The organism is Psychrobacillus sp. FSL K6-2836, from assembly GCF_038003085.1.
GTDB lineage: Bacteria > Bacillota > Bacilli > Bacillales_A > Planococcaceae > Psychrobacillus.
This window is the reverse complement of the sequence record NZ_JBBOOM010000004.1, coordinates 39,388-62,266: the sequence shown is the minus strand read 5'-3', so window position 1 is coordinate 62,266 and position 22,879 is coordinate 39,388. Positions and strand designations below refer to the sequence as shown.

Genomic DNA, 22,879 nt, shown 5'->3' with positions numbered 1-22,879 from the left:
AAATGAGTGAAGAATCCAATACGACTTAGTTCTAAAGATATGATAAATGCATATTTACTTTTTTTTGTGATTCATAGTGCTCAAGTTGGAGTGGGGATACAGGGGTTCCAACGTATTATATATCAAGATGCTAAGCACGATGCATGGATATCAGTGTTACTTGCAGGTCTTGCAACCCACATTGTTGCTTTTTGCATGATTAAGACACTAGAAGTGTACGGTTCCAATGACCTTTATGGAATTCAACAAGATATTTTTGGAATTTGGATTGGTAATTTTTTAAATGCCCTTTATGTAGTGTATTGTTTTATAGCATTTTTCTCCGTTTTACGAAATTATATTGAAGTTATTCAAGCCTGGATTTTTCCTAATTTAGGTACTTGGTTTCTTTCAGCCACCTTATTACTTATCATTATATATGCGTTTACAGGTGGACTTCGAGTAGTAGTCGGCGTTTCTTTTTTTAGTGTCGTACTCGCACTTTGGATCTTTCCAATGTTAATTTTCCCTATGAAATTTTCTTCATCGGAAGCCCTTTTTCCTATTTTGGAGACAAACTTTAGCTCTATATTAAAAGGAGCAAAATCCATGACGTTTACGATTATTGGCTTTGAAATCTTAAATGTGATTTATCCCTTCATCAAAGAAAAGAAAAAAGTCAAGAAGTATGTGCATTTAGGTTTGTTAGCTACGACCATTATTTATCTTTCCGTCATGATGGTATCGATTACCTATTATAGTGAAGGAAAGTTACTTAAAACAATATGGGCGACATTGACATTGTTTAGTTTTATCAGTTTTCCATTTATGGAGCGATTTGAGTTTGTTGCGGTTTGTTTTTGGATGCTGATCATTTTACCTAATCTTTGTCTTTATCTTTGGGCTGCTTATCGGGGGACTATACGATTAGTCAAAATAAGCGGAACGAAATTTGTTTGGATATTCTCTTTACTTATTTTCATCGGTACATTAATAGTTCAGACTCGCACACAGATAAATTCGATTAACACTCATTTTGGACAAATTGCTTTCTATATTGTGTTTATATATCCTATTCTCTTATTTATGATCACTATGTTGAAGAAAAAATTCACATCAAGGAAGGGACAAAGAGATGAAAAAGTATAATTTCTGTCTCATGCTTCTTTTTTTATCTTGTCTATTATCTGGATGTGCTGAGACAAATATTCTTGATAAAATAGGGTTGACGACTTTAGTTGGCTATGATTTGGGAACCGAAGATAAAATGGAGATTACTGCAGTTATTCGCGAAGTGAATCCTGAATTTCAAAGTAATGTGGAAATTATTACAACAGAAAATGACACTAGTAAGGGTAATCGGATGAAAGCTAATCGAAAACTATCTAAAAAAATTACGGTTGGTCAAATGAGGGTCATTTTGTTCGGCGAAAAGTTGGCTAAAGAAAACCTCCATTACTACATTGACTTAAACTTAGAAAATGCAAATGTAAGTAATGGTCTATTTATGGCTGTGGTAGAAGATGAGACGGCATCATTACTCAATTATGAATATAAAAATATTGATGATATTGGGCAGCATATATTTAGGCTATTAGAACAAAATATCAGTCAGGAATATATGATCTCTCCTACTCTTCATGAAACTGCACACGATTTTTATTCCATTGGTAGGGATATTGCTATGCCAATTATAAAAAGAAACGAAGAACACATTGAAATGAGTGGGATAGCTCTATTCAAAGGTGGCACAATGGTTAGTTCACTTCCAGTGAAGGATAGTTTTTTCGTAAAGCTTGTGAGAGATAGTTTTAAGTCAGGATTTTTTGAGACTAAGTTAAAGGAAGAAGAAATCCCCCCCGGTTTACTGAAAAAACCTGCGAGCGAAATTCCAATTGTATTTGATGCCATTCGCTCAAAAAGAGAATTGAAATTAATCGATGCTTCCACTTCCACACCTGAATTTGACCTAAACCTAAAGTTAAAAGCAAGAGTATTAGAAATATATCCAGATGTAAATCTAGGTGATCCTGAACTTGTAACGAAACTTGAAAAAGCAATCAGTAAAAACCTATCAAGTGAAATATCCAGAGTTATTGCCCATGCTCAGGAAGTGGAATCTGATATTTTTGGCTTTGGTGAAAAATATAGAAGCAAAGTGAGGAACTCTGATCTGACTAAGGAAAAATGGCGGGAGATGTTTAAAAACATGAAAGTAAATGTGGATATAGATTTTGTTATATTAAGAAACGGAGTTTTTGAGTAATGTTGATTGATCTCAAATTCTTAATATGCTCATACTTCAGTTAATCCATTATTTAAATCTTGACCTGTCATAACGGATAAAAAATTGTAAAAGAACATTTCATAATGAATATCGAATGCTATACGATGTTTTTTTTCACCATTATTATTTGAATACGGCCGAGTATCAGCAATACTTTGTCCTCTAGTTGGTCCATCCAAGTCATCAACAACTACAATAGGATAAGACTCAAAGATGAACATTTCAGGATGAATTGCTGCCATTAGTGTTAGGGCATCATGGACGGGACTTCCTTGAAGGGACGGGTCTCGCTCTTTATAAAAACGAGTATAGTAATCCATTAATGGTTTGAAAATTTTAGTTTTTCCGAATTGCTCTATATACGCAACCATCTCAGGTGTTACAATTGCCTTTTGAGTTGCATTTAATGGAATTATTGTAATGTTATTAGCATACGTCAAGACGATATTCACAGCAACAGGATCCCCATGAAAGTTCGCTTCTGCAACGGTTGTAACATTTCCAGGAATCCAAAATGCTCCACCCATAATATAAAACTCTTTTACGTTTGTCATAAGATCTCTGTATAGTATGAACATCGTCGCAAGTGAAGTAAGACGACCAATATTTACAATAATTAGTTCATCCTTATAATTTTCAATTAGGTTCACTATTTCTAAAAAGTTTTCGATTTTTAATCTGTGATCATCATTCGGTATGATTGGTCCTAGTCCACGCTCCCCGTGTATTTCTGGATAGAAAGTGGGCTGTTCACCTGTTAAAGGTACTTCTGCCCCCCGGATAACAGGTATACCTTGTGGAAAGTCAAACAATTTCATCAAATAATAGATATTGGACACTGCATCTTCTCTTGATACATTACCATAATCGGCAACTATACCAACAATCTCTATTTCTTTAGTTAAACTTGCGTAAATTAAAGCAACTGTATCATCGATACCAATATCTCCGAATAAAAGTACTTTTTTTACCAAGTAATTCCCTCCTATTAACAGTCCAATTTATGGTACCCTTATAATATGACTCTCTTTAATAACGGGACACCTTCAATAACCAAAAATAGGATTAAAATCCCTGTTTACATCGGTCTTTATCGTCTATTTAATAAAATTAATGGCTTTTTCAATGTAAAATGCTTCCTAGATGAATGATTGGATACTTATCCTAGAAAAGCGTATAATAAAATACCGTTTTGATGTGGCTGCATCTAAACGGTAAAATAGAACCAGTACCCTTCAAGAGGGAATGGTAAATTTGGCAAAAGTAATCCATCCGAGCGCTAACTCATAGGTGTATTACTTTTTTCGTGTCCCTAAATAAGTCAGTGTAATAAGCGCAATGATTAGCGTTGAAAACTAAAACTAATCATGATTACAAGCGATTCAAATATAGTTAAAAGCAGACCCCTTTCTGCCAATTTACTTAGCCAGAAAAAGATGAAGAGTTCAAACAACCCTATGAGATTACTAATCTATTTATTATATTTTATATCGCACATATATTTTCATATTTGTGCACTTCTAAATTTCTACTCAACACCAACTTTATTACTTCTACGCTCAAGTAATACTACGTCACGCCAAACTCCATTTAATTTCCCTATTTGTTTTCTTGTTCCTACTTCTTCAAAACCAAATTTTTTATGTAAATTTATGCTCGCAGCATTTTCTGGAAAAATCATTGCTTGGATCGTCCAGATTTTGTTTTGCTCACTTGAGTCAATCACTTGTTGTAGCAATCTACTGCCAACGCCTTTCCCCGCTGCACTAGAAGCAATATAAATACTAACTTCCATAACTCCTGAAAATGCTCGCATACTAGAAATTGGAGTTAATGCTACCCACCCTACTACTTTCTCATTTTGTTTAGCAACAAATCTGCAAATATTTAAGTGATCTTTATCCCATTCATCCCAGACTGGTGCCTCTGTTCTAAATGTGGCATTAGCAGTACCAATACCTTCGATGAATATCTCTCTGACTTGTCCCCAATCGGAACTTATCATTTCATTAATAGTTATCTCTTGATTCATCTGTATTCCCCATTTTCCTATAAATAAAAGCACTTCCAACATGGATTATACACCGTCGGAAATGCTTTTAAAAGAACTCTTATACAATTTGAATACTAAATAATAGACCAAGATAGGCCGTAATAACGACGAACAGGCTCATGATAAAGGAAAATATGGCTGGCATTCTTTTCACGAATGAGAAAAGACTCATTACAAGAAAAACAGCAGAAATACATAATAAAAGCAGTCCATCTGTATTAAATACCAGTTCGGCTGCAATGCCCGATGAAACAATCCCATCATGAAACAGCAAAAACAAAGAAGAAAAACCTTCACTATTTATTGTTTCATACAGATTATGTGGTGGTGATTGTTGACTCATAGCACCAGTAGCTGCAAAAATTAGGAGAAGGACGAAAAACTCTACTTTTGTCCATGGTCGAGCATCGAAGTTATCGTTTTTAAGTAACCGTTTTTTCATAAGAATTCCATTGATAAATGCATATGCAATTAGTGGAATAATCAGCAGATGCTTGATCAGTAGGCTTTGCCCATATGAAACCATCCAAGTATCAGTATATGCAGCAAGCGGTGTTGAAAAACTCATCAAGGAAAATCCAGTTATCATAATTATTCCAAAACAATATAATGCTGTTATATGAAACCATTTTAAAAACGAAAGCCAATTATTCGTATTTTGGGAGAACCAAGTTATTACAAACAATATACCAACCCAAATAACTACTGATGTAAAGTGAGTGAAATGAGTGATTAACCCCTTAATACTTTGAATAGAACTTGCATGACTTGACCAACTTACACTCATGATAAGTACTAAAACTAGTAAAATCCCCATAATCGAGTAAAAGTTTGATCGCCTATGTTCAAAGAATAGAATATACAATCCTAAAAACAACGTGACAATAAACATAAACAACCATGATTTACCTACCTCGAAGGTCAATAAAATAGATTGTAATGAATCGACTAAACCATAGTCTTCATACAAATACATGATCAAACTAATAAGCGGAACAAAAGAAAAGATTGCTATGCCAATTACTGCAACTAATTTTACTTTTCTAGGAACAATAATAATAGGGATTAAATCATTTGGGAATAATGCTAGAATATAGCTCCCCATCAACAAAGCGAAGCACACATAAAGAAGTGCCTCGCTAATAGTTGTCAAAATAAACATCATTTTTTATTTCTCCGAGTCATCCACCAAGCAGCTAGTGCCAGTATTATGACTAGTACTACAATAATTCCTACCGTAGAATTGGTGCTCTCTTCTTCATCAGCTTCTACTGTTGTTTCCTGCTCTTCGGTGCTGGAATCATTCGGTTCTACTGCATCAATTGGTTCAGTAGTTGGTTCTACTGCTTCAACTTCTTCAGGTGCTTCTAATACAAAATCAATTACACCTTCCATCGGATGGCCGTCAGCCCCGATTATTTTCCAATTGATTTGATATGCTCCATTTTCCAAGCTTTCAATCACATTACCAGTCAGAATGTTGTCATTTACAGTAATATCATTTAAATCCATTTCTTCATTCGATGAATTCGTTAGTGTGAATGAGCTTGTCTCTTCTATCTTTGTTAAAAATGTAAGTGTAATTTCATTTAGCTTTTCTGTAACCGTACTCCCTTGAGCTGGAGTAGAACTTTCCAAGCCAGTATGTGCTAGTGCGCTGTTACTAAACAAAAATACACATGCAATTGTCATCCATAATATCTTTTTCATAATTACCTCCAAATATTTGTATATACTATTTACTGCCACTATACTTATACCATAAAGCTATGAAGAATGTGTGAAGTTTGTAATTTTCTTTAGGATAAGATACCCTTAAAGGATAAAATTAGATCAATAGGAGTGATTTTAATGGCTAAATCGGCTGCAAAACGTAAGCGAGAACACCTATTACGTAATCTGGGCAAAGATGTGACAATAGCAAGAAATGAGGTTGATTTTAGTACACATGTCCGAATAACTAAATCGAAAAAAGCGAAACTACAGCAACAATATACAAAATACGAAAAGCATTTCACAAAAGGTATAATACCTGATGGAAATGCTTTTTATTATGTCTTTACTGTATAAACTGCTGAATTCCGTTTCAGGTAAAGGAACGAAGGCTAAGAGTGCCACCAAGCGAGCTAACCCCCTGTGACCAACCTCCAGGGGGAGCGAGAAGCCATCACCGTAGTCCACACACGCGTCCAGATATAACCTCTACGTCTATGTGAGCGTGATTCGAGTTCATACGAGAAAGAATGTCTGCTATACGAGAGCCGCATGGTTATACGAGAGGTCTCTACGTCTATACGAGCGTGATTCGAGTTCATACGAGAAAGAACGTCTGCTATACGAGAGCCGCATGGTTATACGAGAGTCCTCTATGTCTATGTGAGCGTGATTCGGGCTTATACGAGAGAGAATGTCTGCTATACGAGAGACACATGGTTATACGAGAGTCCTCTATGTCTATGTGAGCGTGATTCGGGCTTATACGAGAAAGAATGTCTGCTATACGAGAGCCCCTCGTTCTCATCAGTTAAAAAGACAGACAAATGTGTACATTTGTCTGTCTTTCATATTTATTAATTCTCTTCTTTTGGCTGCTTCCATACACGAACTATAGGTCCGTCCTTTTCTGTATCAATAACAAATGAACCATTTGAATATCTATCCGATGGACGGAATGCATTAACTTGTATCGTTTCCTGCCCTTTTTCTGTTTCTATAATAAGTTGGTCATTTTTTTGTACTAACAATACATCAAACACGCGATGAGGGTTCGTTTTTAACTCTCTTAAAGTAACCACTCCACGCTTGGCTCTAACGCCAGCTTCAATCTCACTTATGACCATCTTTTTAATGGCACCTCTATGGGTGATAAGCATAATGTCTTTGTTACTTTCTTGTGAAATTGGCTGAACACTTACTACAAAATCTTCTTCTTTTAAGTTAATTGCTTTAACTCCACCAGTCTTCACACCAGTGATTGGCACTTCATCTAAAGAGAAGCGAACGGAATAACTAGCATATGTCGTTATAAGAACATCATCAGATGGTGCAACGAGTTCTGCCATGATTAGTTCATCGGTATTCTTTAGGTTGATCGTCTTAATCGGTCTTGCGTATCTTTGTACAACATAATCAGAAAGTAATGAACGCTTAATCTGTCCATCTTTCGTTGCTGTTAAAACGCTCAAATCTTGGTCAAATGAATCTATCCCCATAACTTGGATAATTCTTTCTTGAGAATCCAGAGGTACAATACTCGAAATGTGCTGGCCAAGATCTTTCCAACGTATATCTGGTAATTCATGTACCGGTTGGTAAATGTAATTACCTTTAGAAGTAAACAATAGTAGATGACTCTGCATATTAATTGGTGCTTTATATAGTAAATAATCCGAATCCTTAATGGCGAAATCCTGTCCATTAGAGGCTGTATATGAACGTGTACTTGTCCGTTTAATGTAGCCGTCCTTCGTTACAGTAACATATACTTCTTCGCTTGGAATAAGGACATCTAAAGTAACTTTAATCTCTTCAATTTCATCTTCAATTATTGATTTGCGAGGCTCTGCAAATTGTTTTCGTACTGTTAAAAGCTCTTTTTTTATCACTCTTAAAAGGGCAGATTCCTTTGCAAGAATGTTCTCTAATTCTTTCACTAATTTATTGAGGGTTTCTTCCTCATTTTGAAGTTCTGTTATATCTGTATTAGTTAATCGATATAGTTGTAAGGAAACAATTGCCTCGGCTTGTGCTTCTGAAAAATCGAATAATGAAATTAAGTTATTCTTGGCATCCCTTTTATCCTTGGAAGCTCTGATTGCTTTGATGACTTCATCAAGAATAGATAGTGCTTTCATCAGACCAGCTACAATATGTAATCGGTCCTGAGCTTTTTTCAAATCATAAACTGTTCTGCGAGTGACAACTTCTTTTTGGTGACCAATGTATGAATCCAAAAGAAGCGGTAGAGTCATCATCGTTGGTCTACGATTATGAATAGCAATCATATTGAAATTGTAAGTCACTTGTAAATCAGTATTTTTTAATAAATATTGAAGAATACCATGTGCATCCACTTCTTTTTTCATTTCTATGACTATGCGTAACCCAGTACGGTCGGATTCGTCGCGGACTTCCGCAATTCCTTCTAGACGTCTATCATGTCTTTGTTCATCAATTTTCTTTACTAGATTTGCTTTGTTCACTTCAAAAGGAATCTCGGTAATAACAATTTGTTGCTTACCACCTTTTATCGTTTCAATTTCCGTTTTGGAACGAACGACAATTTTCCCTTTTCCTGTTTCGTATGCTTTTTTTATGCCTTCTACACCTTGAATTATCCCACCTGTTGGGAAATCGGGACCTTTAATAACAGTCATTAACTCATCCACAGTTGCAGCAGGATTTTCAATTCTCATCAGTACAGCATCAAGAGCTTCATGTAGTGCATGTGGGGGAATATCTGTCGCATAACCAGCCGATATACCTGTAGATCCATTTACGATTAAATTTGGGAACCTAGCTGGTAATACTACCGGTTCTGAATCAGAATCATCGAAGTTTGGAATATAGTCAACTGTGTTTTTATTGATATCGCGTAGTAGTTCATGAGAAATAGCTGACAGTCTAGCTTCCGTATAACGCATCGCAGCCGGTGGATCTCCATCTACAGAACCATTATTACCATGCATCTCTACTGTCATATGGCGCAGCTTCCAGTCTTGACTCATACGAACCATTGCTTCATAAACGGAACTATCACCATGTGGATGATAGTTCCCAATTACATTCCCAACTGTTTTAGCCGATTTTCGGAATGGTTTATCATTTGTATTACCTTCTTGGAACATCGCAAATAGAATGCGGCGTTGAACGGGTTTAAGACCATCTCTGGCATCAGGTAGTGCACGATCTTGAATGATGTATTTGCTATAACGACCAAACCGATCACCGATCACCTCTTCTAATGGCAAATTTTGATAACGTTCGGTTTGTGTCATGCTAATTCATCCTCCGTGTGTATTCTGTCATTTTCTAATATATTTGAATCATCTTCTAAGCTGAAGTTGACATTAGCTTCAATCCATTTACGGCGCGGTTCTACTTTGTCTCCCATAAGAGTGGTCACATGTCTTTCTGCACGTGCACCATCTTCAATTGTCACTCGAATAAGTGTTCTAGTATCAGGATTCATCGTAGTGTCCCATAATTGGTCAGCGTTCATCTCCCCAAGACCTTTATAACGTTGAAGTATGTAGCCTTTTCCAATCCGTCCGGAAGCGGCTTCTAATTCTTTTTCTGTCCATGCATATTCAGAAACTTCTTTTTTACCTACACCTTTATAAATTTTATAAAGTGGAGGTAGGGCAATATATATATTGCCATTTTCAATTAACGGTTTCATATAGCGGTAGAAGAATGTTAGTAAAAGTACTTGGATATGTGCACCATCGGTATCAGCATCTGTCATAATGACGATTTTGTCGTATGCGATATCTTCAATTTGGAATTCTGCTCCTACGCCACCACCAATGGCATGAATGATTGTAGCAATCTCAACATTTTTCATAATATCAGCCAAGTTTGCTTTTTCTGTATTTATAACTTTACCACGCAGGGGAAGAATGGCTTGGAATGTACGATCTCGACCTTGTTTTGCAGATCCTCCAGCAGAGTCTCCCTCTACTAAATAAAGTTCATTTTTCGCAGCGTTTCTTGATTGGGCAGGTGTTAACTTACCAGATAATAATTCAGAAGGCTTCCGTTTTTTACCGTTACGAGCATCTTCTCGGGCCTTTCTAGCAGCTTCTCGGGCTTGCTGCGCACGAACTGCTTTTCGTATTAGCGAAGAGGCTAACTCTGAATTTTCTTCTAAGATATATTGTAATTTCTCGGAAATTACGGAATCTACAGCACTTCTAGCTTCACTAGTACCAAGTTTTCCTTTTGTCTGTCCTTCGAATTGTAGTATATTCTCTGGAATACGAATAGATATGATAGCAGATATACCTTCTCGAATATCAGAGCCTTCTAGGTTTTTCGCTTTTTCTTTTAATAGGTTAGTTTTACGAGCATATTCATTAAAAACTCTAGTTAAAGCAGCTTTTGCTCCTGTTTCATGCGTTCCACCATCACGAGTACGAACATTATTTACAAATGATAAAATGGTTTCCGAATATCCATCATTGAACTGAAAGGCAAATTCTACTTCAATTTCATCTTGTATGCCCTCCATGTAAAATACAGGGTGCAAGACATCTTTTTCTTCGTTCAAATAGGAAACGAAAGCTTCTATACCCGTTTCATAAAAGAATACGTCATGTGCTTCTGTGCGCTCATCTATTAATTCGATTTTTAATCCTTTTAATAGAAAAGCAGATTCCCTTAATCTTTCACATAATGTTTCGTAATTGTATTTGGACGCAGAAAATATCGTGTCATCTGGTAAGAAACGAACAGATGTCCCAGTTTCTTTCGTTGTTCCAACTTGTTTTAGTGACTGAACAACTTTACCGCCATTTTCAAATCGTTGATGGAACTTTTTACCCTCTCGATGTATTTCTACATCTACGTAAGTAGAAAGTGCATTTACAACTGAAGCCCCTACACCATGGAGTCCACCACTTGTTTTATATCCACCTTGCCCGAATTTCCCACCGGCATGTAAAACAGTAAAAATTACTTCTGCGGTCGGTATACCTGTTTTATGTGTACCAGTAGGCATTCCGCGGCCAAAATCACGTACTGTAATACTTTGATCTTCATGAATTGTTACGATGATATGATTCCCAAAACCGGCAAGGCTTTCATCTACTGCATTATCTACGATCTCATATACTAAATGATGCAATCCTCTTGCATCTGTAGAACCAATATACATACCCGGTCTTTTACGAACGGCTTCTAAGCCTTCTAAGACCTGAATATCATCATCACTATAGCTATTTACTGTTCCAACTTTACTCAAATACGTTCCCTCCAAAACAAAACATCTGTTCTTTATTCTTTCTTAAGCGTACAAATGGATATTCATTATGTCAATTTTTTCAGTAGTTAATATCAGAATTTAATTGTAAGGAAAGATTAATTAGAATGCAAACTCCCTTTTAATGCATTCTATATTTCTTTACACTATTCCTTCTTGACTAATAGAGATTAAGGAATAAAAAACTGGAGTAACGCATTGGCTACTCCATCTACTCTACTTTTGATAAAGTGAAACTTCCAGTGGGGCTCTACATCCCCTATTTATAAAGAAATTGAACTCAGACCCTAATGCCGCATCGTGCGGCAACTCTTGGGTGATTAACATCCTGTTGACCACCAAACGGGAATTTACAGCCTCTTAAACTGAGATTAGTTCGGCTACCAATGATTATAACCTAATAATACTAATTTATTTGGTTTTATGTATGTTTCGTTCTTTTACCCCGCATTAACGGGCAGTATGCTCCTACTTCAAGGCTTGACCCAAGTGACAAAGCATTAGTGGGAGTTAACTGCCACTATAAGCCCGACTTGTTCGAGCCAACAGAATGTTGGACACTCAGGCTTTGCCGCACGATGCGGCGTAATTTGCCTGAGTTCATTTTTCAATGAGTGGGATGAAGAGAATGCCCACTCATTGAAGTTTCACTTTATCTCTTCAATTGTATCATGACTTAATAAAAGATTTGAAAAACCTTTCCATCTAGGGCATTGAATACTTACAAATGTACATGGTACACTTAAAATTGTTAAAGATAATATTAGATTTATATTAAAGGGGTATTCTATGATCATAATTCTTTTACTCTTACTCGCTTATCTTATTGGTTCCCTTCCATCCGGACTATGGGTTGGCAAACTATTTTATAATATAGATATACGAGAGCATGGTAGTGGTAACTTAGGTGGGACAAACACATTTAGAACACTCGGGAAAAAGGCTGGCTTAGTTGTCACAATAATGGATATTCTTAAAGGGACCGCTGCAACTCTTTTAGGTTCTTTGGCCATATTCGAATCAGCAAATATTCATCCGCTAATTTTAGGAATTATGGCAGTGGTCGGTCATATGTTCCCGATCTTTGCAAGATTTAAAGGTGGAAAGGCTGTAGCAACCTCAGGTGGTCTTTTACTAGGATATAATTGGCCGATTTTTGTTATCTTAATTATTGGATTTTTTATCGTCTTGAAATTGACGAAGATGGTGTCCCTAACATCTATGATTTTAGCGATTATTGCTATCATTTATAGTGTCATCTATTACTTTACTGTAGATAAGGATTGGCCTCTTATAATTATTTTGCTGCTACTGGCAGTATTTATATTTTATCGTCACCGAGCAAATATTAAACGCATTAAAGCTGGTACCGAACCAAAAGTAACTTGGATATAATCTAATGAAAGTATGGTGGTACGTATGAAAATAATTATTTCATCCGATGCATTGAATTGGTTTCATAAGGAAATGGAAGCAGTAAAAGGTGATACAATTCGTTTTTTTGCCCGTTATGGCGGGTCGAGCCCTCTACATGAAGGCTTTTCCTTAGGAGTTACAAAGGACACACCCTTTGAGCCTACTGTGACCTATAAAAAAGACGATATCCTATTTTTTATAGAAGAAACAGATGAATGGTATTTTGATGGACATGATCTGTACGTAGAACTGGATTCCACTAGAGACGAATTATCTTATGCATATAAAAAAGCGTAAGTGTCATTTAAAGCAAAAAACTATTTCTATTCTTTTCGGTAGACTTCCAACAGACTTAAAGCTATAAAATTACCGCTTGATTTTTTAGAGAGGGTGGTCGTGACTAATGTTCACGATCCCCCTCTCTTTTCTCGGTAATCTTGCTGCATTTACCTAAGCGTCGCCCTCCTACACCTTTTGGAAATAGGTTAGTGCGTTTTTGGATAATTAGAGAAGTGATTCTTTCCTACTCATATATTTGCGCCCGAAGAAGTAATTTCGGTTGCCCCCTTCCCTCCTTATTTGGTAAACAATAACTACTTCTCTGTATTTCCACTACATAAAGTAAATCTAGATTTTCAATACTTCATCCAATAATAATGCGCGAAATTTGAGCAGAAATACTAAAAAATCGCTCCCCTAATTCAACAGCATAGACGGAATGGTTTATACTACTTTAACTTTTACAATTTTTTTTATAACAACAAAAAGCTTTGTAAAATCTTATAATTGAGTACAACTCTCTTTAATGATTGAAGTCTAAGGCGGCGACTCCAGAGGAAATAGCTGAAAGCCCTACAAGAACATTTACAAGGAACAAAGGCTAAAAGCGCCACAAACGATCGCAACATCTTCGTGACCAACATCCTTTTGGACCGAGGAGATTGAAGCTGTGCCCACAGAAAGCGTCCACCTTAAACTAAACTAGGCTTTAAAAGTATGTTTTTTTTGATCAGCCAAGTATTCTCTTAGTATGTCAATGAACGTTTTTAATGCTTTTGTTTGATAGGTGGTATGGGTTAGGATGGAGAAGTTTCGTTTAAAGGGCAGTCCTTTTACGTTAATAATTCCTATGTAGCCGTTCCTGAGCTCCTTTTTGATTGCCCAGCTAGATAACAAACTTATACCCAGCCCTGCTTCAACCGATTCCTTTATCAGCTGCGTACTGCCGAATTCCATAATTTTCTTTGGGGTGAAATCATACATCCGAAATAAATTATCAGCAGCCTCCCTTGTCCCGGAACCCTCTTCCCTTAGGATCCATGTTTCTTCCTCCAAATCTGATATTCTTATTTCCCCTTTTTTAATCAGAAGACGTGGTGCAGCAACAATAACCATCCTATCTGTGGAAACTACTTCAGCATTTAGAATTTCTTGTTTGTAAAATCCTTCTATGATGCCGATATCCAATTGATGTGATTTTACAAGTTCAATGATTTTCTTTGTATTTTGTATGCTAATGGATGGATTAATAAGGGGGTGTTTCTCCTGCATTTTGGAAATAATATGAGGAAGGATATACTCACCAAACGTATAGCTCGCACCAATCGTAATCGGTCCACTTGCTTTATTTGTTAGGTCATCTACTAATGTCTGCATTTTTGTATGAAGAGCAATGATTTCTTTTGCATGGTGGTAGACAATCTCCCCAGCCTTATTAAGACGCACATATTTATTACTCCGTTCCAGCAGCCTTGTGCCAATAGATTCCTCTAAGGTTCTGATATATTGGCTAACTGCTGGCTGGGTCATATGCAGTTCCCCTGCTGCTTTAGAAAAGTTTTCTTTTTCCACAACTTTTACAAACACTTCTAAATGTTGTTCCATTATTTTCTCCCCTTTTTGAAATTTAGCGCTTGTATAACCATTTAGTTATCATCTACATTATATATCTTTATTTTCCTGATGCACGAACTGCGAGTATGCTAAATGTAGAAAGTGAACTGAGGTGAAGGAATGGAAGATCAAAATGCAAATGTATTATCTTTAAATGAACATGAAGGACAGCAGCAACAAAAGCCTAAACAAAAGCCTTCCGCTGGTTTATGGCTTGGAGGTATTACCTTTACCATTGCAATTGCCGCAATCGGTTTCTTATTAGCGAAAGTGCCAGGCTTTGATCGTGTCGGACCTCTTGCCTGTGCGATCGTGATTGCGGTCATTTATCGACACTTTTTTAATTACCCAGAAAAGATCCGTGCGGGAATCCAATTTTCCACCAAACGTTTTTTACGGTTTGCGATAATTTTATACGGACTGAAGTTAAATATTGACGTTGTGCTTCATCAAGGACTGGGGCTGCTAGCACGAGATATAGTTGTCATTGCCTTTGCAATTCTATTGACAGTATGGATCGGAAAATTGCTAAAAGCAGAATCCTCCCTCGTACTAATGCTAGGTATTGGTACTGGTGTATGCGGGGCAGCTGCGATTGCAGCTGTGTCACCGATTATTAAAGCGAAAGATGAGGATACAGCTATTGGAGTAGGGATTATTGCGCTCGTTGGGACCATTTTTTCAGTTGGTTATACCATCTTACGCCCTATTCTTCCTTTATCTTCGATTGATTATGGGATTTGGAGTGGAATCAGCCTTCATGAAATAGCTCATGTTGCATTAGCCGGGGCCCCAGCAGGTCCAGATGGTCTTGCAATCGCATTGCTAGCAAAATTAGGTCGGGTGCTGCTGCTTGTTCCGTTATGCTTTATTCTTATGTATTGGGTAAAAAGACGAAGTTCCGGGAATACCGGGGATACAAAAATTGAGTTCCCTTGGTTTCTAATTGGCTTTATTGTAATGAGTTTGTTTGGAAGCTATGTTCTTGGTCATTCGATTCCGGTTTCGAACAAAGTCATGGAAGTGATTGCAATGGCAACAACATTTATTATGACATCCGCGATGGTTGGCCTTGGCTTAAATGTAAGCTTGCGTGATCTAAAGACCAAGGCAGCGCGACCGCTGATTGCAATGTTGATTACCTCGGTCCTCCTGTCCATTCTTGCCTATTTTATTGCTTAGAAGCTTTAAAGTTTGATAGATTTGAAGATGAAATTATGAAACGCGCAAAAAATAACAATGAAAGGTACCAAGTTCTAAAACAATTCAAAATTGTGTTAGAACCTGGCACCCTAAATTTAAAGCTAAAAGACCGTATTCTGCCACGGCTTTAATTTTCTCTTGTTCTTTAAGATCTATGGAGTACCTGCATCTGCTCCAATAACATGTACCACTTGTATTATTTTATATCTAGATTTTTTGCTTGTGTCAATGTGATCCCCCATGTTTGGTTGAAAATAATTGGTATTTATTTCTTATTGTATGACTTTCTTAGACATTTACGAAGAACTTAGTAGAATATAAAAACAGCCTGTGATTTTTACATATCACAGGCTGTTTTTATGAATTTTAACGATTAAATGGTTTTTTAAATCTGTCTAGCTGCTCCTTTAACCCTTCTTTTTCCATAATATCTAATTCGTATTTGCCGAACAAATCAAAATGGGGATATGCTTCCTTATAGTCAATCCATTCTGCTTGTAAGCCATGTTGCTGACCCCAATTGATTAACTTTTGTACATCATTGCAGCCAACTTTAGTCACCGTGTTACAGCCAGGAAAACGTTCATCAATCCAATAATGAGTTAAAAATGCTATTTTCCCATTCTGTACATCCTGTTTCCATACATTCAACTCATGCCGTTTAATACCAAATGCCATTAACCATTCACCTTGGCTATTTCTACATATTTTGCATCCCAGGCCTCATGAATTTTTTTGAGCGATACTGGACGGAAGTTATCTTTCTTTACTACCACATGCTCAGATGTAGCAGTACAGGCAACTGTGCCATCATCATGGACAATTTCGTAACCGTATGTTGTTCGTAGCTTACTGTGTTTTTCGATCCATGTTCTAATTATAACTGTTTCCCCGTATTTTACTGGAGTTCTATAATTTACGTTCACATTCGTTACTGGTGATAGGTATCCGTCTTGCTCCAGACCTGCATAGGAGAATCCTAAGTCTTTAATGAGCTGGGTTCGACCTATTTCTAACCAAATGACATAGTTTGCGTGGTATACTACACCCATTTGATCTGTTTCGGCATAACGTACTTCAATTTCTTTTTCACTTAAAAACATTTATGGTCACCTCAGAGCCTATTATACTAAATAGCAAATAAAAATACTGTATAGGAACACTTTTCAATTATGTCTCATCACTTCTTAATATGATCCCTTTTTAATATCTTCTAGTATTTTAGGTAAATTATTAATTGGTAATAAGTCATCTTCATGATCATACTTTTTAAATTCGATTTCAGTAATTTCAGTACCGAGCACATATTCCCCAATAACTATCTCAAGCAAATCAAAAACTACAGCATAATAGTTATCATTTTTTTCATCAAAGCCTTTAATATATAGCGTTAGATAGAATGCACTATATTCCTGGTCATATGTATAGTTGAAGAAGACATCATCTCGAGTAATCTCTATATCATTGCTTGCCGTTCCATGTTCATCATCATTGCGTTGGTTAAATGCAATGATTGTAAATCGCTCCATTTCTGGAGCAGCCTCTACTAGACGAATTACATCTGGAAAGTTATTTCCGATGCCTGATCCACTAATAGTAAATTCCCTTTTTTCGTCGATCAATGGTTTCGGCATGGAAAACACTAGTTGGTTATTCACTTTGTTTATCAATATATATAAATCTCTAAATAGTCTTTCTATGTCCTCTTCGCGGAAATTATACAATTCTTTTTCATGATCTATAAAGTATTGCCAAAACTTCTCGATAGGATCTTTCTTTTTAAATAAATTCCCAAACATGGAATCTCCTCCTTATGTTCCTTTAAGTATAAACTAATTTCCGTCTTTGTTAACAAATTAAAAAAGACCGGTAAAATCATACCGATCCCCTCTTTGCTATACCTTTATTTGAGTCTTCCCTAGCCAATTCATATAATTTCTTTTTATCAATTTTTCCTACGTCCGTTCGGGGCAATTTATCTACAAAGATAATCTTTTTAGGAACTTTATAACCACCTAAATAATATTTACAATGTGATATTAGCTCATCCTCTGAAGATCGGTTATATGCAGTACTACAGATAAAAGCAGTAACACATTCTCCCCATTTTTTATCTGGGATTCCAATAACGGCTGCTTCTCGAACAATCGGGTGCAAAATGAGACATTGCTCCACTTCCTGTGGATAGACATTCTCCCCACCCGTAATAATCATTTCCTTCTTTCTACCGACAATATAGTAGTCACCATCTTTATCGAATCTTGCTAAGTCTCCGGATTTTAACCAACCATCTTGAAGGGTAAGCTCCGTCTCTTCCTCACTGTTCCAATAATGGGTGAATAGGTGTTTTCCCGTAATATAAAGCTCACCTACTTCATCTACTCTACACTCTCGCCCTTCCTTGTTGATGATTTTTACTTCATTGAACTGCATGCTCTTTCCAACCGAGCCTTTTTTGCTATAAGCAATTAATGGATCAATAAAAAAATTATTTGGACCTGCTTCAGTTAATCCATATCCTTCTTTAAATAGTATCCCTTTCTCCTGGAACTTATCATAAATAGAATGAGGACATGGTGCCCCTCCAGCTAAAAAAACTTTTACGGTTGGAAAAGTAGTAGTTTTTATATACTCCGTATCGAGCATGGCCTGATACATAGTTGGAACGAAAAGTGAAATTGTTGTGTTGTATGTATTTAACGCTTTCAAAGCATCTTCTGCTTGAAAACGACTACCTATGACGACCGTTCCACCTGCCATTAAAATAGGTATACAAAGTGCATTAATCCCCCCTGTGTGAAACATAGGCATATAATTTAAAGTACAATCAGTATCACTAAGTCCCCAGCTTATAATAGTATTCATCGCATTCCAATTGACTGCATTAAATGATAAAACTACGCCCTTTGGTTTACCTGTAGTTCCTCCTGTGTAAATAATCATCCAAGGATCCGCCGAGCTCCATTTGTGATTAGTAGAATGAATGGTTGAAATTTCTAATATGTTTGTGACTAATACTAATTCTATATCTAAAAATGCTTCACCAGCTTGCTGATGCTCCTCGTCGCAAATAATTAACACTGGCTTACAATCATCCAAAATGTACTGCAACTCTCTATTGCTTAAACGAAAATTCAAAGGTACATAAATGAGTCCAGTCATTCCACAAGCAAATAGAATGGCAAATAATTCAATCCTGTTTTGAGACAAAACTACGATGCGATCGCCTTTTTCATATTTATGTTGTTGGAAAAAATGAGTCCACATAGAAATCTGACTGATCAATTGCTCATAGTTCCAATGTATTCCTGTGCTACTATCAATCAGAGCAGTTTTAGCTGGTGTCAGCGCTGCACGTTTATATATCCATGCTTGTTCCGTATACATTTGGTACAGCCTCCTCCATCACATCATAATACCGCCATCTACTTGTAGTACATGACCATGCACATAACTAGATTCTTCCGATGCTAAAAATAAATAAGCATTTGCTATATCTCTTGGATCACCTAAACGCTGCAGTGAAACGACGGATTTCATTTGGCTGATAATCGTTTCCGGCATTTTCGCTACCATTGCAGTGCTTGTAAAACCTGGTGCAACCGCATTTACATTTATACCTTTTCTACCTAACTCTTTAGCCCATGTTTTGGTCATCCCTATTACAGCAGCTTTGGATGCGGCATAATTTGTTTGACCCACATTTCCATACACACCACTTACAGAGGACGTATTAATAATTTTCCCATGACCCTGCTTCACTAAATGTGGTACAACTGCCTGTGTACAATTAAAAACACCAGTGATATTTACATGAAGAACGCTTGAAAAATCATCCTCGGTCATTTTTGTCAGCATGGCATCCCTAGTAATACCAGCATTATTAACAAGAATATGAATCTGGCCAAAATTATCAATTGTTTGTTCTACAAGGGCATTTACACTTTCTCTATTCGCAACATCTACTTGAATAAATTTAACTTCATAGCCTTGTTTGTTTAGTTCTACTTCTTGCTCCGCTCCTGCCTCCGCATCATAATCTGCTAATACAACCTTTGCACCTTCTTCTGCAAAACGTTGTGCAGCAGCTAATCCTATTCCATTCGCTGCTCCTGTTATGATTGCTACTTTATCCTTCAATCTCATATGTTCATTCCCCTTTTATAAAAACGCTTCAATTTTCTCAGTTAGCTGTTCTAGATCATCTATTAGCGGTGAGTGACCACTATCAATTAATGGAATATACGTGGCATTTTCTCCTAAGTCTGCTACGATTTCTTGCGTCATCTCTTCTGAAACGACATAGTCTCTATCTCCTCTTAAAATAAGAACTGGTATAGTAATTTGCTTTGCTTGGTCTGTGCCTTCAGAAAGTCCGTTATTGGTTCCGCTAATGTTAAACGTGTTTAACGCATGATAGACATCTGCTAAATTTCGCTGGGTCAACATATCGTTTACATATTCCTCATATGCTGCAGCATCAGGTTGCTTATGTGAATAGATTGCTGCATTCCATACTTCTTTTAATCCTTCTTTATCGGCAGAATCATATAAACCTTGTATGACAAGTGTCTTTGATGGATTTGCTTCTATTTCTTCGATTGTTGCTAGTCTGCTATTTAGGTCCGGTGTTCCGTTGTCTTTTACACCGTAAAATGGATAGCCTCTTGTCGATGCAGATGCAAGCAATACCAGCTTTTCGCAGCGACCAGGATGGTCCACTACATATTGCATACTAATAGCGCCTCCAGTCGACCAGCCGATTAAATAGAATTTCTGTAAGTCTAAGGCATTCACGAACTCACTTAAATCATCCGCAAAATCTTTTATTCCATGAATTCGATTGTGATAGGTCGATTCCCCGAAGCCTCTTTGATCAATAGCGTATATCGTAAATCTTTTATCTAGTCTTTCTATCAGAACATCCCAATGCTTAGAAGATGTCATATTTCCGTGGACGAGTAAGATTGTTTCCTCTCCACCCGAACGAACACGATAAGCAATACTTTCTCCATTTGAAAGCTGAATCTTTGGTAAACTCATAAACATTCTCCTTTTATTTTCCCCATTTAATTACTACTGCTCCCCACGCATAGCCAATACCTGCACTTACTAGAACAACAATATCTCCATTTTTTAGTTTCTCCGCCTCTTGGGCAAGTTCTAAAGAGATAATTTGATCCATCTGGCCAATATGTCCGTAATCACTCAAATAAATAGATTGATCCGTCGTTAAACCCAATTCATTTAACACATAGTCATGTGCAGATTTTTTCATATGAAGGATTCCCAAATAATTGATATCCTTCTCGGAGTATCCACTTTTCATTAATGCATTTCTAATAACGAGTAAAAAGTTTTGCATCGATTTTTGTTCTAGTCTTGCTTTCATTCCTTCAGGGTCCATTACATCCAAACGATAAAGTCCCTGTTCTAAATGTAATGGGGTTAAAGGTTCCTTTGTTCCCCCCACCGGTACAAGTACGTCTTCGGAGAAGGATCCATCTGTAATTAAATCCGATTCTAAAATAGTATTTTCATATTGGTTTTTCTTTAAAATCATTGCCGCTCCACCAGCCCCTAGGTTAAACATGAATCTTGTTCGTTCGTTTGTATAATCTATCAAATCACTATTTCGATATCCTCCCGCTAAAAGTACTGTATTTATAGTTGGATCTGATTCCATTAAACTTTTTGCGACCTTCATAGCCATGATGGTAGTTCCACAGCGCAGTGCAACATCGAACCCCCATGCATGATAAGCGCCTAGCTCTTCTTGAATTTTAATAGCAGCTGTCCACAGCGGATATTCCTTATGCTCTTCACCAATGTAAATGATGAGATCAATTACTTTCGGATCTATATTTCCCTTTTGCAATGCTTTTTCTGCTGCTTTTATCGCCATGGCTACAGTGTGGTCTTCTGGGCCAGGAATTGGTTTTTGTGTTATCCCCATTTTGTTTTTAACTACAAAAAGAGGTAGACCCGATTGCTCCGCAATATCTTCTGCTGTCATCACATTTTCCGGAATATAAACACCTGAGCTCGCAATTCCAATGGTCATTTTGCTAACCCCTTTCTTTTAGGGGAAATAGCAATTTTTATAGGATTCTTTTTCTTCCAAAACAATTGTCTAACGGTACCAACAATGCCTCTAGGGAAGAAAATAACGGCTAATATATACACTATTCCAAAGAAAATAATCCAGCGTTCAAATATAGGATGCTCTTTTGCAAGCCCGGATAAATAATGTTGGGCTAACTCAATCACGCCTGCTCCAATAATTGGACCTATTAACGTACCTACTCCTCCGATGATTGTCATGAGAAGAGCATCTAAGGTGATATCCATCGTTAGGACACTCGTATTTACGAACCTCAACGACACTGCATAAAGGGATCCAGCTAAGCTAGCAATTACACCTGCAACAACAGACGCTATTACCTTATAGTGCAAAGTTTGAAAGCCTAATGATTTGGTGCGCTGTTCATTTTCCCTTACTGCTATTAATACTCTGCCTAATGGCGAATCTACAAATCTACGTAAGCAGAGGTACACTAACACTAAACAACCTAGTACGAGTAAATAATACATCATACGATCTTTAAAAATCTCTGGTGCTCGAAATGTAAATCCATCGTTACCAAACGTTAAGGTTCTCCATTTCTCTGCTAATACTAAAAACAATCCCGATACTGCCATTGTCAGCATAGCGAAGAAATGACTTTTCAATCTCAGTGTAAGTAAACCAACTAAAAAGCTAATAATTCCTGCAATACACATTCCAACTGCTATCGATAAAACAAACATTCCAACGGTTGGTTCGAAACGATCGAGCATAATTGCAGTAGCATAAGCGCCCATTCCGAAAAACATCGCATGACCGAAAGATACAATACCGGTATATCCAAGTAATATGTCATAGCTCATTGCTAGGATAGAAAAGATAAATATTTGAGTCAGTAATATTGTCCATGTACGTGAATCGGATACAAAAGGGAAAATGGCTAAAGCGACGACAATCACCAATAATATAATCTTATTAACTTGGAACGTTGACTTCATT

The 22,879-nt window shown here is 36.8% G+C and carries 21 protein-coding genes; 6 read left to right on the top strand and 15 right to left on the bottom strand.

What is annotated here, in order from left to right; translation table 11 throughout:
• Positions 1-6 precede the first annotated feature (6 nt).
• On the top strand, positions 7-1,128 hold the full coding sequence (locus tag MKY37_RS22225) for a GerAB/ArcD/ProY family transporter (protein ID WP_340780409.1): 1,122 nt from the start codon (positions 7-9) through the stop codon (positions 1,126-1,128).
• Positions 1,115-2,245, top strand: a complete 1,131-nt coding sequence (locus MKY37_RS22220) for a Ger(x)C family spore germination protein (RefSeq protein ID WP_340780408.1) — start codon at positions 1,115-1,117, stop codon at positions 2,243-2,245. The genes MKY37_RS22225 and MKY37_RS22220 overlap by 14 nt, the downstream gene beginning before the upstream one ends.
• Positions 2,246-2,274: 29 nt before the next feature.
• Here the strand turns inward: MKY37_RS22220 and MKY37_RS22215 are convergent, their stop codons facing one another.
• From MKY37_RS22215 to MKY37_RS22200, 4 genes are all read right to left on the bottom strand, one after another.
• The gene (locus MKY37_RS22215) at positions 2,275-3,240 is read right to left on the bottom strand and encodes a nucleoside hydrolase (RefSeq protein WP_340780406.1); all 966 of its coding nucleotides are present in this window, start codon (positions 3,238-3,240) and stop codon (positions 2,275-2,277) included.
• 554 nt (positions 3,241-3,794) lie between these two features.
• Positions 3,795-4,298, bottom strand: coding sequence for a GNAT family N-acetyltransferase (locus MKY37_RS22210; protein WP_340780405.1), 504 nt, complete (start codon positions 4,296-4,298; stop codon positions 3,795-3,797).
• Positions 4,299-4,377: 79 nt separating this feature from the next.
• The gene (locus tag MKY37_RS22205) at positions 4,378-5,484 is read right to left on the bottom strand and encodes a copper resistance D family protein (protein ID WP_340780403.1); all 1,107 of its coding nucleotides are present in this window, start codon (positions 5,482-5,484) and stop codon (positions 4,378-4,380) included.
• Positions 5,481-6,029: a copper resistance CopC family protein gene (locus MKY37_RS22200; RefSeq protein WP_340780401.1), complete on the bottom strand. Its 549-nt coding sequence runs from the start codon at positions 6,027-6,029 to the stop codon at positions 5,481-5,483. The genes MKY37_RS22205 and MKY37_RS22200 overlap by 4 nt, the downstream gene beginning before the upstream one ends.
• 141 nt (positions 6,030-6,170) lie before the next feature.
• On the opposite strand from MKY37_RS22200, the gene MKY37_RS22195 reads away from it, so the two are divergent.
• Positions 6,171-6,389: a hypothetical protein gene (locus MKY37_RS22195; RefSeq protein ID WP_340780399.1), complete on the top strand. Its 219-nt coding sequence runs from the start codon at positions 6,171-6,173 to the stop codon at positions 6,387-6,389.
• A 500-nt stretch (positions 6,390-6,889) separates the two neighbouring features.
• On the opposite strand, the gene parC is transcribed toward MKY37_RS22195, so the two are convergent.
• Both parC and parE read right to left on the bottom strand, forming a co-directional pair.
• Positions 6,890-9,316 (bottom strand): DNA topoisomerase IV subunit A, encoded by a 2,427-nt coding sequence (gene parC / locus MKY37_RS22190; RefSeq protein ID WP_340780396.1) that lies wholly within the window; start codon positions 9,314-9,316, stop codon positions 6,890-6,892.
• Positions 9,313-11,283: a DNA topoisomerase IV subunit B gene (gene parE / locus MKY37_RS22185; protein WP_340780395.1), complete on the bottom strand. Its 1,971-nt coding sequence runs from the start codon at positions 11,281-11,283 to the stop codon at positions 9,313-9,315. Before parE ends, parC begins: the two co-directional genes overlap by 4 nt.
• An 807-nt stretch (positions 11,284-12,090) precedes the next feature.
• Between parE and plsY the strand changes: the two genes are divergently transcribed.
• Positions 12,091-12,696 (top strand): glycerol-3-phosphate 1-O-acyltransferase PlsY, encoded by a 606-nt coding sequence (plsY, locus tag MKY37_RS22180; RefSeq protein WP_340780394.1) that lies wholly within the window; start codon positions 12,091-12,093, stop codon positions 12,694-12,696.
• 24 nt (positions 12,697-12,720) lie between these two features.
• Positions 12,721-13,014 (top strand): HesB/YadR/YfhF family protein, encoded by a 294-nt coding sequence (locus MKY37_RS22175; protein WP_340780393.1) that lies wholly within the window; start codon positions 12,721-12,723, stop codon positions 13,012-13,014.
• A gap of 684 nt (positions 13,015-13,698) precedes the next feature.
• Here MKY37_RS22175 and MKY37_RS22170 read toward each other — a convergent pair.
• Positions 13,699-14,601: a LysR family transcriptional regulator gene (locus tag MKY37_RS22170; protein WP_340780392.1), complete on the bottom strand. Its 903-nt coding sequence runs from the start codon at positions 14,599-14,601 to the stop codon at positions 13,699-13,701.
• Positions 14,602-14,730: 129 nt separating this feature from the next.
• On the opposite strand from MKY37_RS22170, the gene MKY37_RS22165 reads away from it, so the two are divergent.
• On the top strand, positions 14,731-15,792 hold the full coding sequence (locus MKY37_RS22165) for a YeiH family protein (RefSeq protein WP_340780391.1): 1,062 nt from the start codon (positions 14,731-14,733) through the stop codon (positions 15,790-15,792).
• A 387-nt stretch (positions 15,793-16,179) separates the two neighbouring features.
• Here MKY37_RS22165 and MKY37_RS22160 read toward each other — a convergent pair whose 3' ends face one another.
• From MKY37_RS22160 to MKY37_RS22125, 8 genes are all read right to left on the bottom strand, one after another.
• Positions 16,180-16,491: a hypothetical protein gene (locus MKY37_RS22160; protein ID WP_340780390.1), complete on the bottom strand. Its 312-nt coding sequence runs from the start codon at positions 16,489-16,491 to the stop codon at positions 16,180-16,182.
• Positions 16,491-16,916 carry an acyl-CoA thioesterase gene (locus MKY37_RS22155; RefSeq protein WP_340780389.1) on the bottom strand — a complete coding sequence of 142 codons (426 nt, stop codon included), beginning with the start codon at positions 16,914-16,916 and terminating at the stop codon, positions 16,491-16,493. The genes MKY37_RS22160 and MKY37_RS22155 overlap by 1 nt, the downstream gene beginning before the upstream one ends.
• Positions 16,917-17,000: 84 nt before the next feature.
• Positions 17,001-17,612, bottom strand: coding sequence for a hypothetical protein (locus MKY37_RS22150; RefSeq protein WP_340780388.1), 612 nt, complete (start codon positions 17,610-17,612; stop codon positions 17,001-17,003).
• 76 nt (positions 17,613-17,688) lie between these two features.
• Complete coding sequence (locus MKY37_RS22145; RefSeq protein WP_340780387.1) at positions 17,689-19,200, bottom strand: class I adenylate-forming enzyme family protein; 1,512 nt, start codon at positions 19,198-19,200, stop codon at positions 17,689-17,691.
• 18 nt (positions 19,201-19,218) lie between these two features.
• Positions 19,219-19,959, bottom strand: a complete 741-nt coding sequence (gene fabG, locus MKY37_RS22140) for a 3-oxoacyl-ACP reductase FabG (RefSeq protein ID WP_340780385.1) — start codon at positions 19,957-19,959, stop codon at positions 19,219-19,221.
• 15 nt (positions 19,960-19,974) lie between these two features.
• A complete protein-coding gene (gene phaZ / locus MKY37_RS22135; protein WP_340780383.1) occupies positions 19,975-20,856 on the bottom strand; it encodes an intracellular short-chain-length polyhydroxyalkanoate depolymerase in 882 nt (293 codons plus the stop codon).
• Between the two features lie 13 nt (positions 20,857-20,869).
• The gene (locus tag MKY37_RS22130; protein ID WP_340780382.1) at positions 20,870-21,877 is read right to left on the bottom strand and encodes a 3-oxoacyl-ACP synthase; all 1,008 of its coding nucleotides are present in this window, start codon (positions 21,875-21,877) and stop codon (positions 20,870-20,872) included.
• Positions 21,874-22,878 (bottom strand): branched-chain amino acid ABC transporter permease, encoded by a 1,005-nt coding sequence (locus MKY37_RS22125; RefSeq protein WP_340780380.1) that lies wholly within the window; start codon positions 22,876-22,878, stop codon positions 21,874-21,876. Before MKY37_RS22125 ends, MKY37_RS22130 begins: the two co-directional genes overlap by 4 nt.
• Between the last annotated feature and the right edge of the window lies 1 nt (position 22,879).